10 protein-coding genes and 1 pseudogene are annotated in these 17,060 nt (G+C 36.7%); 3 read left to right on the top strand and 8 right to left on the bottom strand.

Going from position 1 to position 17,060, the window contains the following annotated elements; translation table 11 throughout:
- Window positions 1-58: 58 nt before the first annotated feature.
- The 5 genes from NEOC95_RS02000 to NEOC95_RS01980 form a co-directional block, all read right to left on the bottom strand.
- On the bottom strand, window positions 59-385 hold the full coding sequence (locus NEOC95_RS02000) for a hypothetical protein (RefSeq protein ID WP_213151175.1): 327 nt from the start codon (window positions 383-385) through the stop codon (window positions 59-61).
- Window positions 386-1,302: 917 nt separating this feature from the next.
- Entirely contained in the window at window positions 1,303-1,791 is a 489-nt protein-coding gene (locus NEOC95_RS09470; protein ID WP_166156207.1) for a methylated-DNA--[protein]-cysteine S-methyltransferase, read from the bottom strand.
- Window positions 1,792-1,808: 17 nt separating this feature from the next.
- Window positions 1,809-3,236, bottom strand: a complete 1,428-nt coding sequence (locus NEOC95_RS01990) for a DNA-3-methyladenine glycosylase 2 family protein (protein WP_166156210.1) — start codon at window positions 3,234-3,236, stop codon at window positions 1,809-1,811.
- A 532-nt stretch (window positions 3,237-3,768) separates the two neighbouring features.
- Window positions 3,769-4,896: a DHH family phosphoesterase gene (locus NEOC95_RS01985; protein ID WP_166156213.1), complete on the bottom strand. Its 1,128-nt coding sequence runs from the start codon at window positions 4,894-4,896 to the stop codon at window positions 3,769-3,771.
- Window positions 4,897-5,713: 817 nt separating this feature from the next.
- The gene (locus tag NEOC95_RS01980; RefSeq protein ID WP_166156216.1) at window positions 5,714-7,885 is read right to left on the bottom strand and encodes a copper-transporting P-type ATPase; all 2,172 of its coding nucleotides are present in this window, start codon (window positions 7,883-7,885) and stop codon (window positions 5,714-5,716) included.
- A 910-nt stretch (window positions 7,886-8,795) separates the two neighbouring features.
- Between NEOC95_RS01980 and map the strand changes: the two genes are divergently transcribed.
- Complete coding sequence (gene map / locus NEOC95_RS01975; protein ID WP_166156219.1) at window positions 8,796-9,689, top strand: type II methionyl aminopeptidase; 894 nt, start codon at window positions 8,796-8,798, stop codon at window positions 9,687-9,689.
- 221 nt (window positions 9,690-9,910) lie between these two features.
- Window positions 9,911-10,855: a YheT family hydrolase gene (locus NEOC95_RS01970; protein WP_213151173.1), complete on the top strand. Its 945-nt coding sequence runs from the start codon at window positions 9,911-9,913 to the stop codon at window positions 10,853-10,855.
- Window positions 10,856-11,234: 379 nt separating this feature from the next.
- On the opposite strand, the gene NEOC95_RS01965 is transcribed toward NEOC95_RS01970, so the two are convergent.
- The gene (locus NEOC95_RS01965) at window positions 11,235-11,792 is read right to left on the bottom strand and encodes a peptidylprolyl isomerase (protein WP_166156225.1); all 558 of its coding nucleotides are present in this window, start codon (window positions 11,790-11,792) and stop codon (window positions 11,235-11,237) included.
- 311 nt (window positions 11,793-12,103) lie between these two features.
- Between NEOC95_RS01965 and NEOC95_RS01960 the strand changes: the two are divergent.
- Window positions 12,104-13,101, top strand: a pseudogene (locus NEOC95_RS01960) (helix-turn-helix domain-containing protein).
- Between the two features lie 195 nt (window positions 13,102-13,296).
- Here the strand turns inward: NEOC95_RS01960 and NEOC95_RS01955 are convergent.
- Complete coding sequence (locus tag NEOC95_RS01955; RefSeq protein WP_213151171.1) at window positions 13,297-13,830, bottom strand: leucine-rich repeat domain-containing protein; 534 nt, start codon at window positions 13,828-13,830, stop codon at window positions 13,297-13,299.
- Window positions 13,831-14,106: 276 nt separating this feature from the next.
- Window positions 14,107-16,992, bottom strand: a complete 2,886-nt coding sequence (locus tag NEOC95_RS01950) for a preprotein translocase subunit SecA (RefSeq protein WP_213151169.1) — start codon at window positions 16,990-16,992, stop codon at window positions 14,107-14,109.
- Window positions 16,993-17,060: the final 68 nt, after the last annotated feature.

The following is a 17,060-nucleotide window of genomic DNA, read 5'->3' as shown; positions in this document are numbered from 1 at the left end:
GCTTCAAGCTTCGCGACTTATAAATTGTGTTTCCTTTATTTTTATCACAAATGTCAGATTAAGTCCTACCTATTACATCTTCTATATGCTCTTCCATAGCTTTTTGAGAGTTTTTTAGCATTTTTTGCATAGCATTATCTATCTTTAAATTACGGGGCTTCCAAATTGCATATTTTTTTCTCTTTAAAATTTGTTTGCTTAGCTCTGTTTCCTTAACTTCCAGTGCTCGTTTCATCACCTTTTTTTCTTTTTGAAATGATTGAGCTTGTAATGGAGATTCTTTAGAATCATTTTCAGAGGTGGAAATTATAGAGTCAGAAAGATTCATTACCATTTCGAAAAAAAAGCTTCCAGGCTTAGCTTGTCCATCGGTTTCTTTCATCATAAACAAATCCTATTTTAAAATAATTTTTTAGTGCTTTTTTTGTCGCTAAACTTGGTTAAATTTATCGAAAGCTTATACGAGTTTTTTCTGCTTTAAATTCTTCTAATATTTAACAGTTATTTACTTTAGCTTGTTTTTATCTTTGTGCCTAGTAATAAAAATACTTAGCATTCATGTTTCTCATTTTCTGATTAGCAAGGTCAGTATTAAATAAAATGATTAATCATATTGTAATGGAGAGGCTAGGTTCAAACACAGGGAAATAGAAAAGTAAAATTTGCATCTCTTTCTCGCCTAGGTAGAAGGGGGCTTCCCTCTATGTTAATTGGGGATATGGCGATAAGAAAAAGAGATTTATTACCGGTTGCCAATGAGCGTAAAAGACTTATAAAGACAGTACTTATAGGTAAGCTTTTTACCGATCATCTTAAAGGCAAGTCCTAAACCCTTTAATGCCTCCAAGAAGAGGGGAAAGACTTAAAATCAAGAGATGGACACCTGCTGAATAAAGAATTGAACGATCTATCAAAAGTCATGAAAGATTTTGCAAGAGACGAGGAAGCTCTGCAGCTATTATGGAAGATCGCTTGCTGCCACGGCAATATTTTGCTTTAAAGAAACTTTGAAAGAAATTCTTCCTCTAGGAAAGTAGCTTACAAGTAAGCAGGGTTATATGCTAAATCTTTGACTGTAAATTAAGATCAGAAGAGGGGGAGAGGGGCTTCAAAGCATGGGTACTAGCTGAGGTGATAAGCCCTAGGATAGGTAGCGCCTTATCAGATGAGCTACGTACCCATATAGGCATTAACGCTGGTCGAATCCTAGGAAATAAATCTCTGAAAATTTTATTTTAATCGTTTTTTTAAGTGCAAAGGTTAAAAAAGAAAAGGGTTAAACTCTACTTTTTTTTAATTTTTTTAGATAACAGGGAAATCTTCAATTTTTAAAAGCGTTCTTTTGGCTTCTAATCCCCCAGCAAATCCTGTTAGTTTTCCATTCGTTCCAATCACCCGGTGGCAAGGAATAACGATTGATAATGGATTTCTTCCTATGGCTGCTCCTAAGGCACGTACTGCGCGAGGATGATTTATTTCTTTTGCAAGCTGTCCATAGCTAAGAGTAGTGCCATAAGGAATATGCTTTAAGGCCTCCCAGACTTTGTTTTGGAAGGGTGTGCCGTGGTGTTCTAAGGGGAGTTCAAAGAATTTTCGCTTTTTATTAAAATATTCTAAAAGCTGCTTTTCAGTTTCTATAAGAAGAGGATGATAGACATCTTCGATAAGTTCATCAAGCTTGACACGGTTGAGCTTTTCACGCTCCCATAAGATAGCTATAAGGACCTTGCCTTGAGCTACCAGCTTTAACTTCCCTACGATTGAATCCATGTATTTATAAAAAATTTTCATCTAATGAAGCTCCTTTTTTAAGATGAATGATAAGAATATTTTTTCCATAGGTAAACGGCAGCATATCCTCGCCAGGGTCGGATACAGCTTAAGTCCAAGGAAGGATTAAGCCTCAACGCTCTTTTTAAAATTAGATCCGTAGCGGGAAAAGCATCAGGATCTGCTATAGCTCGTAGGCTAATGTATTCTGCAGTCCATGGCCCAATACCTTGGATGGCAAGAAGGGATTTTTTAAATTCTTCAGGTGCTTGAGCTGGCGAAAGGCTAATTTCTTGTTGAAGAATCTTCTGGCTTAGCATTCGAATGGCAGCTTTACGTACTTGTGTGGTTTTAATCTCATGCAGAGAAGCTTTTGCTAAAATCTCAGGGATGGGAAATAAGTATCTTTCTTCATGCGTTACGGGATGAAAAATTTTTTCTCCATAATATAAAACCAAATGACCAATTAGCTGGGAGGCATGTCTCATGGTAATGCCTTGCCCTAAAATTGCGCAGATAGCTGTTTCATAAGGATCCCAACCATTAGCCAGCCTTAAGCCCGGCCATTGTTTCCATAGCAAAGATAAAGGTAAATGAGAAGCAAATTGATTGGCTATGAAAAGAGGATCGGAATTAAGGTCGAACATTTTACGGACACGGCTGGCTACTGCACATAAAACTTTAGTATCATGGCAAGCAATCTGCAGCTTGAGATAAGGATAGCGACTATCTGCTTCTACTGATAAAGCCCCTATTGAATCTTCAATCTTAAAAACTCGCTCATAGCTGTTCTCAGAAATACTTTCCATATAAGGAATAAAATGGTTTCTAAAATGATGAATTAAATGCGACCAGTCTAAAGGAGGGTGATAAGTTAACTTTAAAATAATGTTCTCATGAGGGGAATTGGAAAGATTTTTCTTTCGTATTAAAGAGGGGGCTTGCTTATAATATTTTTTAAAAGCATCATTAAAACGTCTTAAAGAGGAAAAGCCCGCGTCTAATGCTATACGAGTTATAGAAAGCTTAGTCTTTGTTAGAAGCTTTAAAGCAAAATTTAAACGATTATTATCCCAAATTTTTTGAGGAGTTAAGCCTATCTCCTCTCTAAATAGCCGGCGTAAATGCCTAGCGCTTAAGCCAAATTGCCCAGCAAAATAATCTTCTCCTTTATCCCCCATCCCCTGAGCAGTAAGTACTCTAAGAACATGTGACACTATTGCCGATCTGCCTGAATAGGCGAAGGAAGAGGTCGAAGATGGGGGGTGGCATCGTAAGCAGGGCCTATAGCCTACCTTCTCAGCAGATGAAGCTTTGAGAAAAAATTCCACATTTTGGCGTTTTGGCCTGGCTGGACAGATAGGACGGCAATAGATTTTAGTAGTTTTTACTCCCACATAAAATTTGCCATCAAAGCGAGAATCTTGGGATAGAAAAGCTTTATAAAAAATATCTTCTTCATTCATAACCATGGCCTATTTCTCTCTAATATAGAAAGAGTTTAATTAGAATGCTCGCCATTTTCGGCCGGGATCCTAAAATATCAATGAATTACCTACAGGGTAAAGTTGCATGTTTAACATTAAGAGAAATGTAATGATTAAAAGATTCTAAAGAGCAAATTAGACGGAGGGAAAGGTCTAGAAAACATTATGGGAAGAAAGATCAAGTAGGAGCTCAATCTAAAAATAAGCCTCCTTAAGTCATTCTTTGCCTCTTTATTGTTTACAAAAAAGTTTGATTACTACCCTACAAAGCTTTTTTAGCTTGTCCCAACCTTGCTCTTTAGCTCTTAGTCAAAGCTAATGCTAGCAGGTACGTAGATTCAGGTTAAAAGGAAAGACCTGGCGTTTGAGCCTATCAATAGGTTCTCTAAGAGAAATCGAGGGGTTATATTTGAACCTTTTTCTCTTTTATAGAGCTTATGGCATCTGGTTTGTTGCCCAAGAGGTTAAATAGATAAAAAGCTTTGTTCTTTAAAGAATGGTTTATTCTTTATCAGGATAGAGTAGCTAAATTTTTTAAAAAATGAAAATAAGGTTGCAAATGCTTCCTAGCTATAAAACTTTCTATTTCATAATATGCCAAGCATGGATGCCTTAAAGAGGAGCTCGGTAAAAGTAGCTTCTTTAGTATCAGGTCTTTTTCGACATAAAATTTAAATGATTCTAAAATTAAGGGGGAAGGGGTATAAACGATTATTCTATGCTTCGGACCTATGGGGCTTATGGGAGACATAAATAGGAGCAGCAGCGATAGGTCTTTGTCCTGAACATATGTATTTAGCAAAGGAAGCAAGCTTTGCCTCTCTTGTTGCCACCAATCGACTCCTTGCGGAAGAGAAGAAATTCCATAGAAAAAATTTCCGGCTAGATAGCTCTTGAAATCCTTATTAAGAAGCTGTAGGGGAGATAGTAGGGAGATGTTATTCTTTTCTACCTGGAGGATATCATAGAAATTAGAAGGGAGGGTGTCAGCAGCCACCTGGAGTAGTTTTTCAGCTATTTTAATATCTCGCCAGGTAGTTTTATCTATAGATTTTAAATCATGAGTATCTATCAATATAGGTGCCAATAGCAAGATAGCTATTTCAGGTGTAATATTAATGGTAGGATGAGTGATCAGTTTTTCTGCAATCAAAGTGGCTGTAGAACCCACCGGTTCTATTAGCAAGCTTGCAGGCGAGAGAAGAGGATAATTTATTGGCTCAGGAAAATGATGATCGATGATGCTTTCTACGACGGCAGAAAAAATCTGTTGGTCCTTTCTTAAAATATGATGATCGACAAGATTTAAGCGTAATTGGCTTCGAGAAAAAAGATAACTGAAAGGGGCTTCTTCTAAAAAAAGAAGATGATTAGTAGGGATTTTTGCTAGCTGGAGCAAATAGAGAAGGTCTCTGCGAGCATTTAACTCCTCTCTTTTGAGGTTGATAAGAGGAAGGTAGAGCTCTTGTTTAGAATGATTTTCATATAATAAGTAAGCATAAGTTAGGGAAGAAATAACGGAATCTAAATCAGCGGATTCATTTCCTAATACATAATGAATGAGCCTTAAGTTATTTGGTAAGTTAAGGCATTGGAAATATTCATCCAAGGAAGTTTTTAAAAATGCTGAAAAAGACATGTTTGGAAGCATTAATGGAAGCAAATAAACCGATCTTAAATCTCCTCCGCATATTAAGCAAGTTTTGCGGGCATTTTTTTAGCCAAAAATATTAGCAATCATTCATATGAAAAAATTAAAAGTTTTTTTTCTAAATGTTGCAAGCCTAAATGAGAAAGAGCTATTCATGCCAATAGCCCTAGATTGATGGCTAGCTGGTATAGAATAATTAGCTCGCCTCTTACATAATCGTACGTATAAAGCCGATCATTTAGCGCTTAGAATTTTTACAATTCTGTTAGATCTTGGATGTTTTAACGCTTCTATGCCATGCATTTATTGCGATCCCTACAATTGCTTAAAATGCTGAGCATGAGAAGAATACTGATTTTTAGAAGTTTAGAATAAGGATTATTTAGCTTTTAAGTCTTGCTCAATGATGTGTCGTCACGTCAGCCGTAGAGAAAAGAAGGCATAAAAAGATGGGGGTGGCGTAATTAAAAGACACAGATTATTTACCAAAGAGATACTAATTTTATAGGAGTAGTTTAGGAATTCAAAAGATCTAAAAATTTAGCTAGCCATCTAGCTTAGGGCCTAATGTATTGACTGATAAATGGGCAAGATAAGAAAAGAAGAAATGAACATTTCAATAGACACGCCTTATGTTAACCATTTTACAACTTATTTACTTTATAGTCTTGAATTGTATTAAAACACAAACGACAAAAAGAGAGCCGTTTTGTGCTTTGGTTACCGGTCCAGCTGCTTGTCTTAATAAACGCTTATTCTTTTTTTTCTCAGTAATTTTTCTAAGGGTTGATTTCTCTGTTCAGTGTTAACACTTTCTTAGCCTTAGCGCATTCATGATTACTGACACAGAGCTAAACGCCATGATTGCGCTGGCAATCATGGGATTTAAAAGCAATCCTATCCAAGGGTACAGAATGCCGGTTGCTAGAGATACACCTATAATATTGTAGATAAAAGCAAAAAATAGATTTTGCCGAATATTGCGCATAGTAGCTCGGCTTAACTTAATGGCTCGTACGATACCCATTAAGTCACCTTTTACTAAAGTAATTGCTGCACTTTCTTTAGCAATGTCTGTGCCTGTTCCCATAGCAATGCCTACATGGGCAGCAGCTAGGGCGGGTGCATCGTTGATTCCGTCACCAGCCATAGCAACAATATGCCTATTTTGTATGGCGTTCTGAATAAAGAGGCTTTTACCCTGAGGAGTGATTTCCGCATAAGTCTCATCAATATGGGTAGCTAAAGCAACTGCTTGGGCTGTCTGCGTATTATCTCCAGTCAACATAATAACTTTCAAACCTAGCAAATGGAGTTCATGAATAGCCTGAGCAGAAGTGGGTTTTAGAGCATCAGCTAACGCCATAAAGCCTATAATATTTCCCTCGACAGAAACAAACAGCACGGTTTGCGCTTGTGCTTGCGCTGCTTGAGAGGCTTTTAGTAATTCCTCTTGGCCGTGTACCTGCATTCTTTGCATTAAATTTCGACTGCCGATCAATACTTCTTTGCTATCAACTATTCCTGCCACGCCTTCACTAGTCATAGATTTAAATTTTACGTTTGGTAAAAGATTTAAAGATCGACGTTGAGCTTCATTCACAATGGCTTGAGCTAGGGGATGCTCACTGTTTTTTTCTATCGAAGCTGCGTATGTCAAAAGTTCATTTTCTTGCCAGCCATGCATGGGGGTGATTTGCAAGATACTAAGTTTTCCTTGGGTTACGGTACCGGTTTTATCTACCATTAAAGTATCAACTCTTTCTAAAAGTTGTAAGGCTTCTGCATTCTTTACGAGAATGCCTGTTTGGGCGCCTCTACCGATGCCCATCATGATTGACATAGGGGTGGCTAATCCTAAGGCACAGGGACATGCAATGATTAATACTGCCAACGCATTAATGAAGGCAAAAACAAAGCTTGGCTCAGGTCCTTTCCATACCCATATCATAAATGTTAGAATGGCTACTCCTATCACCGCGGGGACAAAATATTTGGCAATTAAATCCGCAAGTTTTTGAATAGGAGCTTTACTTCTTTGGGCTTGGGATACCATTTGGATGATATGTGCCAGCAGAGTGTGATTGCCCACACGTGTGGCTTGCATAAGAAAGCTACCCGCTTGATTTACAGTACCACCTGTAACCTGATCTTTAACTTGCTTTTCAACAGCAAGGGATTCACCAGTTAGCATTGACTCATCAATAAAACTTGTCCCCTCGATAATAAAGCCATCCACAGGAATTTTCTCACCGGGCTTTACTTTTAAAATATCGCCTTCTTGCAGTTGATCTAAAGGTGTTTCTTGTTCTTGGCCATTTTTCATTACATGAGCGCTTTTAGCTGTTTGATTTATTAAAGAGCGTATAGCTTGGTTGGTATGTACTTTAGCTTTAAGTTCTAGCAGTTGCCCAAGAAGAACAAGCACAGTGATAACTGCCGCAGCTTCAAAATAAACAAAAAGTTGCCCCTTTTCTTTAAACGCCGCAGGAAAAATGTGAGGAAAGATCACAGCGATAGCACTATATAAATAGGCGCTTCCTATTCCAAGGGCAATTAAAGAAAACATGTTTAGAGAACGATTGACTATAGACAACCATGCCCTTTCAAAAAAGGGCCATCCTGCCCACAAGACAACAGGCGTGGCAAGAATAAATTGCATCCATTCAGATGCTGTGCCTAAAGATAGGGTTAAAGCATCCAAGGTAGGGTGCATTTTGCTCATCGCTAAAAAGAAAAGGGGGAGGGTTAGGATCACTGCTACCCTAAACCTCTGCCACGTCTCTACATATTCTGAATCATCTGTTTCTAAGGAAAGATGTTTAGTTTCTAAAGGCATACCACAAAGGGAGCAATAACCGCGGTAATTTTGCTCAATCTCTGGATGCATAGGGCAGCTATAAGCTCCTCCTGAAAAGGTAGCTTTTGAGATAACAGGCTTTTTACTTTCATGACAAGGAGGAAGAGAAATATTCATACAGATCCTTGATGCTAGGAATTTACCATTTAAATCATAGAATTTAGAACTAAGAATTTTGGGATCCTTATAATCAATCCCTCTTATAAAGTTTTTTTGTTTAAACCATCGGTTAAAAAGTTGTCCATTGAAAAGTTAAGCTTTCTTAGATTTTTGCTATAAAGTTGAAGGCATGCCATTATGAGGGCACGGATTTATTGAAATTAATAAAATCTTTCCCGAAAGCTTAACTTAAGAGGCATTGCTGCTAAAGCACACTTGTTTAGCTGGTTTCCTAGCAAGAATCACTTTATTTTATTAGTAACCCTTTCTTTTTTTTCTAAAGTTTTTTTTGTGGCTTTCCAATAGAGGTGTTTTATCAGCATTCTTGCAAGATAGATAGAGAGCGAGAAAAATGAAAAGATAGATAAGCCAATATAGATACAGCTGGCCGTGTGGTCATAAAGGAAAATGAATACTTTTCTTAAACTTTGACCTTTTAGGCTCCATCCCAAAAAAGTGATAAAAATAAAATAAAAGCCAAAAAAAATAATTCCTAATCCTAAAGTCATCCATATTTTTTTGTCGAATTCATGGCATAAGCGAGGTAGGGGGCTGCCCCATTGCCTAATAATATAGACACCCAAAAGAAAGTTTAAAGATAAAAATCCTAAGAAAAAAAGTAAAAACAAGAGCTGTACAGTGGTGTAGTGCATAAATAATAACTTCTAAAAATTTTAGGATCTTGTAAAAAGCCTGTTAGTGAAGAATGTGCTTAGCTTATTTAAATGATTGGATTTCTTCTACCTTAAACTTACAAAAAAATTAGCTTATGCAGCTTTAGCAGGGTAACTCTTAAGAGAAGAAAGGTTAAAGTAGATTTAATGCGCTAGATTGAATAGAATACTTTCGCAAAATAAGGAAGTGAAGAATGAATGAAAAATATAAGCAAGATTTTATTCAAGCGGGGAAGATGGCTCATCAAGTACGTGCTTTTGGTAAAGCATTAATCAAAGCTGGGGCTTCATATAATGAGGTTATCACTAAAATTAAAGAGAAAATATTCTCATTAGGAGCCATTCCTGCTTTTCCTCCTCAAATAGCTTTAAATAATGTGGCTGCACATTTTCTACCTCAACCTGACGAAGATATTATTTTTTCCCAAGAAGTAATCAAATTGGATGTAGGAATATGTTATCAGGGCGCTATTGGTGATTGCGCGGTCACAGTAGATTTATCAGGCAAATACCAAGCTCTCATTGATGCTGTTGAAAGTGCTTTACTAAGTGCTGAGCAATCTATCCAGGTAGGTCTACCTATTAAAGAAATTGGTAGAATTATTGAAGAAAAAATTTCTTCCTATGGATTTAAATCTGTAAAAAACCTTGCAGGTCATGGGCTAGGAATTTATAAGGTACATACGGCTCCTTTGATTCCTAACTATTGCGATAATTCTACAGCTATCGTAAAGCCGGGTATGACCTTTGCCATTGAACCTTTTGCTACCGATGGAAAAGGTTTTATTTATGAAGCGGGGAGCCCTGCAATTTTCTCTTTTGTGCGTGCTCGGCCTATTCCATTATCTGTTCCTCGTTCTTTGATTGCAAAAATTAAAAGTTTTAGTGGGCTTCCTTTTTGTATGCATGATCTTATTGAAGCAGAGCTTGAACTTTCTGAAATTAGGCGCCATATGGCAGAGCTACTTAAAGCAGGGTCAGTGGTAGGTTATGCTCCTTTAGTAGAAGAAGGTCAAGGCATAGTGGCACAAGCTGAAAATTCTGTATTAGTAGATAAAATGGGAAAAGTTTTTATAACCACACGTTAAGCAAGGCGCAGAGAATTAAAATAAATCGCATTAAGTTACCGCCTTTTTGCTAAGAACTTTTAAAAACTGTCGATAAAAAGTGCAAGCCGGTGAATAGGATAAAGAAAATGATAGCCTATCTAGGAAGCTTCAAAATTAAGTTGCGTAAAAATTAACTTTAAAAGTTGCAGGGATCAGTCCTTTTTTGTGATAATTAAAAGCAAATCTTATAAAGGCATCCCTTGCTCAGCAAATTAAATTTTCAGCCTCTTTTTGGATTGAGCTCTCCTCATGTCCAAACCACTTTACCGACCTTTCTAGCCAATGGTAAAGCACCGCCTTCCTATGAAATTCTAGTTTCATTAGAGGATGGTGATCAATTGTCTTGCTATCTTTCTAACCCTCATCCAGGAAAACCTCCTACCAAAATTGTAGTGATGGTTCATGGCCTAGGAGGAAGCTATCAATCAGGTTATCTTTTACGGCTATCACGAAAGATCTATCAAGCTGGCCACTGTGCAATGCGTGTTAATCTTCGTAGTGGGGGAGTAAGTAAAGCCAAACGTCCTTATCATGGAGGCACAAGCCAAGATATCTTAAGTGTTTTGAAATGGCTTAAAATTCGTTTTCCTACCTCTTCGCTTGTTGTAATAGGCTTTTCTCTTGGTGGAAATATAGTTCTTAAATTAGCAGGCGAGTTAGGAGAAGAGGCTGTTCAATACATGGATCATCTCATAGCAGTATGCCCTCCAGTAGATTTACATCATGCTGTTCAATATATCGAAAAAGAAGCCTACTGGATTTACCATAAGTATTATTTAGCCCGGGTGTTAAAGCAGAGCCAAAAATGGCTAAAAGATCTTTCTATTCAATCGATGTATGAGTTTGATGATAAGGTGACCGCCCCTTTATGGGGGTTTAAGGACGCTATCGACTATTATCAACATTGTAGCTCGATTAAATTTATTCATTCTATTGCGATCTCTACTTATATCTTATTTGCAGAAGACGATCCATTTATTGATTGCTACAGGATAGACTACAATCATATTCCCTCGAATGTAAATGTTTATATGACCAGGTATGGTGGACATATGGGATTTCTCGGCTGGGCAGGCAAGGAACATGGTTGCCATTGGATGGATAAAACGCTTATGGATTGGATCTTCTCATCTTCCTCCTGTTAAGAAATTGTAGGTTTAAAAAAACTCCGTCTACATATCCAACTCTCAGAAAGCTGTCTTTCTACTTAACGTGAGTGGTTTATAAAGCATGAGGTTGCATGAGAAGTAGCTCAAAAGCATATGACTCTAACTTTTTAATTAAATGTGGGCTATCTGAGTATTTACTTAAAATTCCTGCGTTAGCTATTGAGAATGCCCGCCCCTCTGCCTTGTAGAGAAGATAGATTGTATAAGATTAAAAGACTTAAAAAGGAGTGAAGGGAGAAGCAGACCTTTAAAGGTAGAGAAAAAGAGGCTATAATGAAAAGTAATCCCACAGCCCATGAAGCATAACAATGAGAGGATACAAATAAAAATCTATCTATACCCTCTCAATCAAATGTTAATTTTTAAGGGAAATTTTAATAATTTTTTGTGCTACGAGAGGACGGTTTTGTGCATTAGTCTGCACGTCCTCTATTTTTTGGACAATCTCATAACCTTTAGTGACTTCCCCGAAAATGGTGTGCTTTTGATCCAGCCAGGGGGTTTTAGCGGTGGTAATAAAAAATTGACTTCCATTGGTATGAGGGCCTCTATTAGCCATGGCTAAGATACCGGGATGATCAAAATGGCGATCTGGATGAAATTCATCAGCAAAAGGCTTGCCCCAAATGGATTGGCCACCTGTACCGTTACCTTCAGGATCACCTCCTTGAATCATAAAACCCTTGATCACTCGATGAAAAGTAGTCCCATTATAATAATTTTCTTTAGCATGAGTTAAAAAGTTTTCCACGGCTTTAGGCGCTAGGTCAGGAAAGAGTGTCACTTCAAAATTGCCTTGGGTAGTTTCAAAGACGACTACCGGATGTTTAGAATGATAAGATTCGCCATAAAGAGCTAGATGAGCAAACAGCTGAAAAAATGCTAAACTTAATAATAACATCCATTTTTGCATGGCATACCTCTTGTTAATTAAAGGGTTTAGGTAGTAAAAAAATTAACATAGGTAGTAAAAACAGTCAACCATTTGCCCATTAAAGAAATTTTAATCTTTGAATAACATGTGATTTATATGGCAATGCCTAGCAGGTATAAAAGTGCAATAGACAGGACTTAATCGGGACATTTGTGATAAAAATAAAGAAAACGTGATTTAAAAGCCGTCAAGGTTGAAGTCCTGTTACTATTGAAAGTGATAGGACTAAAGTTGAAAGTGAGTGGCTCCAAGAGCCATAAGGAGGGTCAAAATGTCAAATTTAGCAACCCATCAAAAAGTTACAAAAAACAAGCTTAAATGTTCTAAAGCTAGCCGAAACATTAGGGAATGTATTTCATGCATGTAAAATGATGGGATATTCTAGAGATAGCTTTTACAGATTCTAAGAACTTAATGAAACAGGTGGAGAGGCAGCTCTTCAGGGATAACGCCTAGAAAACCTTGGATAAAAAGCAGGGTAGACGAGTCTACCGAAAAAGATGTGGTTGATTTTTCTCTTCAAAAGCCTGCTTATAGACAATTAAGAGTATGTAATGAGCTTGAAGAAACAAGGAGTCTTCATTTCGCCGGGAGGCGTACGCTCTGTTTGGCTACGATACAATCTTTAAGACCTTTCCAAAACGTCTCAAAGCATTGGAAGCTAAAATGTCTTTAAGAAGAGATGATATTAACAGAGGACCACTAAGAGCTCTTGTAAAAGCCAAGGAAGAAAAAGAAGCGCATGGCGAAATTGAAACTGAACATCCAGGTTATCTATTATCTCAAGATACTTATTATATAGACACTGTTAGAGGCGTTTATCAACAGAAAATGATCAATATCTATTCTAAGGTATCTTTTGTCAAACTATACGATAGGAAAAATGCGTTAATAGCAGCAGATATGCTAAATGATCGAATCATTCCTTGGTTTGAAGAGCAGGATGTTCGAATGTTGATATTGTTAACCGATCGTGGAACAGAGCATTGTGGCGTAAGAGAACACCAGGAGTATGAAATTTATCTGGCCATCAAAGATATTGACCACTCGCGCACTAAAGCTCGACATCCTTTAAACCAATAAAATCTGCAAAGGTTTTCCCCAGACTATCCTGAACGAATTTTATGCCATAGCTTTTAGGAAGAAAGTGTTTAAAAATGTTGAAGAATTACAAGAGAATGTGGATAAAAGGATGAATGAGCATAATAACGAAAGAATACATACAGGAAAGTATTGTTTTGGTAAGATGCTTTTACAAGCCTTCCTAGATGCAAAACATCTTGCATAAGAAAAGATGTTAGATAAGTTACAACTACCAGAAATAGTATTTGCCAGGCAATTCATGTTTTTCAGGTCAGGTGCTATCTAGGATATCCTAGCAGCCAAATAAAAACGTTTTACCCTACCTTAAAAAGCTAAAAATCTCTTAATATAATCTACAGCTCTTAATCATTTTTTTTATGCTTAATTAAGAGCTTCTTGATCAAGTAAATATCACTGTAGCAGGATAACTTTCGATAATATTTTTACAGCTATAGGGGATTTCTTTAATTTCTGTCCTATAAAGAGAAATACTTCTAATATTTTTTGTCTCTTGATTAACAACATATTCTGGTAGGCTTTCGATAGGATTTCCATTTAAAATTAGGTTGCGTAGTTTAGTAAGCTTTCTAATTTCTTCTCCTTCTGGAAAAGTTTTTAACTTGTTAGAGCTTAAGTCTAGGATAGTTAAATTTTTGAGTAAAGATAACCCTTTTGGTATGGTTTCCAAATTCTTACCAGAAATTTTTAGCGCTTTAATCTTTTCTAAATCTTTTAGGGCTTCCTCAGAATTAGAGTAGTGAGCCTTTACAAATCTTCTTGCTTCTCGGTCACCGTTTTCGAAAATAAGTTTGCACCATTTTGAAGCTTCATTATTAATAGAAGAGAGAGGCGTTTTTTCCCCTACTTCTATTATATGCCCTTCATCGTAACCAGGGGGTCTAGAAAAATGAAGGCTGTTAATTATTATACTCATGAAGTGCTCCTTTTATAGGAAGGTTTTTATTTCACCATCTCATTTTTATTTTATTATTAGCAACCTAACAAATTCTCTTTATCTTTTTTAAAGAGTTTAAAAGATAATGGTAGGCTCGCTAATCCTAGCTTAATTGCCCGTTAATCAAGTTGATTTTATAATCAAAAATATGAAAACCTCAGGCCGTATAGGATGCCTCCAGGACACCTTTACCTCCAGTTGCTTTATTACTTTTTTTATTCAGTAGAATTGAACAGACACTTATTAAATTACTTTTCAAGGAGCTATGTTTTTTAAACTAACTTTGGCCATTTCGCGAATGTATTCGATAAAAAACAAGCCTGAAGAATCCTGATATTTTTTCCATAAAGCCATATGATGTTCAAACAACTTTTTAATTTCCTCTTTTAACAAAGCAAGTTTGTCATTCCTAATGCAGGAAATCTGCTTATTAAGAGTATTGGAAGCTTCTTCGTTTTTATCTTCTTTTTCTATCTTTATAAACCAATCCACTTCCTCTTGAGCCCTAATCATCTCTTGGATCTTTAATTGACCCGACATCTCTGAAAATTTTTTATAAACTTTTACTGACCATGTATGAAGGATTTGAGCTTGGATATAGGCCCCTATTTGTTTAAGAAGGTTCTTCCACTGTTCTTGTTCTGCTTGATCTACTTGAAGCAGTTTTAATATATCTTTTACTATCAGCTGCTCGGTAGGGCTTAACGTATGAATATCGGGGGAATGATTTTTACTTATTTTTTGATTCTTTAGAGTATCGGCCCATTTTTCTAAAATTTGTTCATTATTACAAAGAGCATTAAATGAGTGGAGAAAAGTAAAAAATTCTTGTACTAAGGTATAGCAATAGCGTTCAATCTCAGCTTGAAAGATTTGCTCATGCTTTAGAAAATTTGCTTCTCTCATTCGTTGATAGTGAAGGCAATGCTCAATAAATTCATGCCGTGGGACTTCTATTTTCTGCATACACTTCAGCAAATGCGGTAGATTTTCTAAAGAAATGATGATTTCTGAGGACCCCTTTTGTCCTTGACGGCCCGCTCTTCCACGTGCTTGATATTCCACTCGGTCAGAGTTAGGGTAAAATGTTAATATCACATGCAGGCCTCCTCTTTCGAGGCTTTCGGGATCTAGTCTAATATCCGTGCCTCTGCCTGCATTATTAGTAGCAATGGTAAGGGCGCCTGGTAGGCCAGCCACGGCTAAAATATCCTCTTCTTTTTCAGTTTGTATTTCATTAAGCATCCGATGGGAAATGTTGTTTTTAATTAACATTTCTCCAAGCACTTTGGAGGCATGAATAGTAGGGCATAAGACTAAAAGAGGGCGGTTTGTTTGTTTAAATTGTTGAATTTTCTCAATAATGGTTTGCAGATGAAGCTCGTTGGTATCTACTGCAACTAGAGGAAAATCTTTTCTTAGCACCGGCTTTTGTGTAGGAACATCAAAGGTTTCTACCTGATAAATTTTTCTTAATGTTTCTCTTTCTATTTGCGATCCAAGCGTGCCTGTAAGCCCATACAAGCAATTATACATTTCATAAAATGCAGGGTGGGATAAAGAAATAGGAGTTATGGTTTCCTTCGCCGGGGAAATAGAATGTTTAATTTCCACAAATTCATGTAGGCCATGGCTCCAGCGAGAATGCTTATGTATACGCCCTGTATTAATTGCATCAACGATTAAAATCTTTTTTTTATCTTCACCGCTTTTAGCATCAACCACATAATCTATATTTTCCTGCAAAACGAAAAGGGCTTTGAAAGCGGATTTAAGCCAATTTTTTAATTGTCTATTGCCTAATTGATGAACTTGAGAACTAAATTTTCCATTTGAATATTCTTTTAAAAATTCTTTAAGTTGTTGGAGGGATTCATCCTTAAAGAGACTTTTAGTATAGTTTGCTTTTACAAATGCAAATATAGGCTTGTAGACCCAATTAAAATGTATTTCAGCAGCATTTCCTAATCGTGCACTATTAGCTGCTGTATCGATCGTTAAATTATCTAGTTCATCAATGATTGCATAATTAAAACGTTTAAAAAGGTTGTGTTCGGAATGTTGAGGAAAGAGTGGCTTAAAATAAAGCATTTCGCGCATCACAGCAAATTCAAAATCAGTGGCGGTTCCGTATAGTATATTTGCTTTGAAGGAATTAGCTTCTGGCTCATTTTTGCAGATATGCGAGGAACTAATTGCAAAAATGTTAAAAAATTTGGCTGCTTGCTGCTGGTCACGCCTGGCTAGGTTTTGCGAAGAAGAGATAACGTGAACGCTTTTATTTTGCATAGCTAATACAAAAGCAAGCAAGGTCACAATCAAGGACTTACCTTCGCCTGTCTTGACTTGAGCTATGCAACTTGTCTCATGCGCTAATAAACCTAGTACGGTCAAGGTTTGAATGCTATGAAGCTCTATTTGAAATTTTATCTTTAAAGCTAAGTGACCGATAGCCATAATCTTTAAAATATCGCTATAGTTTGGCTGAGGGTGAAAACGGATTTTATGTGCCAAACTAATTAATTCTTCCAGCTGCAAATGTTTCCACTTGTGACACAAACCTTGTATTAAGGAGAATTGCTTAGTAATAGTTTTTAAATGCACGTCAGGAAGGCAGAAGTGAACATGGCCATCATCTTTCTTAAATCTTACCAGCACATTTTTTATATCTTTTTCTAGAATAGCTGCATTCATAGGAGTAGTGGGTGCAAGCTGCTCTAGCTTTTCTAAGAACTGATCAGGGCTTAGCTGGCAGTTGGAGTAACAATCTAATAATTCAAAAGCTTGTTCGGCTATCTGTAGATCTTCCGCCAAAATATGCATATGCTTGAAAATATGTATAATATGCTCTAGCCTAATGGAAAAGTGTACACGCGTAGCCTCGTAAAAAATCTGCAGCGTTTCTTCTCCCCATTTTTCATAAATATGTTGGGCTTCTGCAAGTATCTCTTCTAGCTCTGCTAGACAAAGCTCTTTTTCTCCCCAAGAATCTTTCCTGCGGGATGCAAGGATCGTAATTTTAATGAGAGCAACTTTAGAGCTCTCATTAAGTTTAGAATCCTTTTTTACCTTAGAAAAAAAGGATTTGTAGGTTTCTATCTCTACTTGATTTTTTTCTAAAGAAAAGTCTAGATAGTCCAACCTGATTTACCCTAAAAAACTCCATCATTGCATCAATTTTAAAAAGAAAAAATGTAAATTTCCTTTTA

It is taken from the genome of Neochlamydia sp. AcF95, assembly GCF_018342455.1.
GTDB lineage: Bacteria > Chlamydiota > Chlamydiia > Chlamydiales > Parachlamydiaceae > Neochlamydia.
This window is presented reverse-complemented; position numbering and strand designations above follow the sequence as displayed.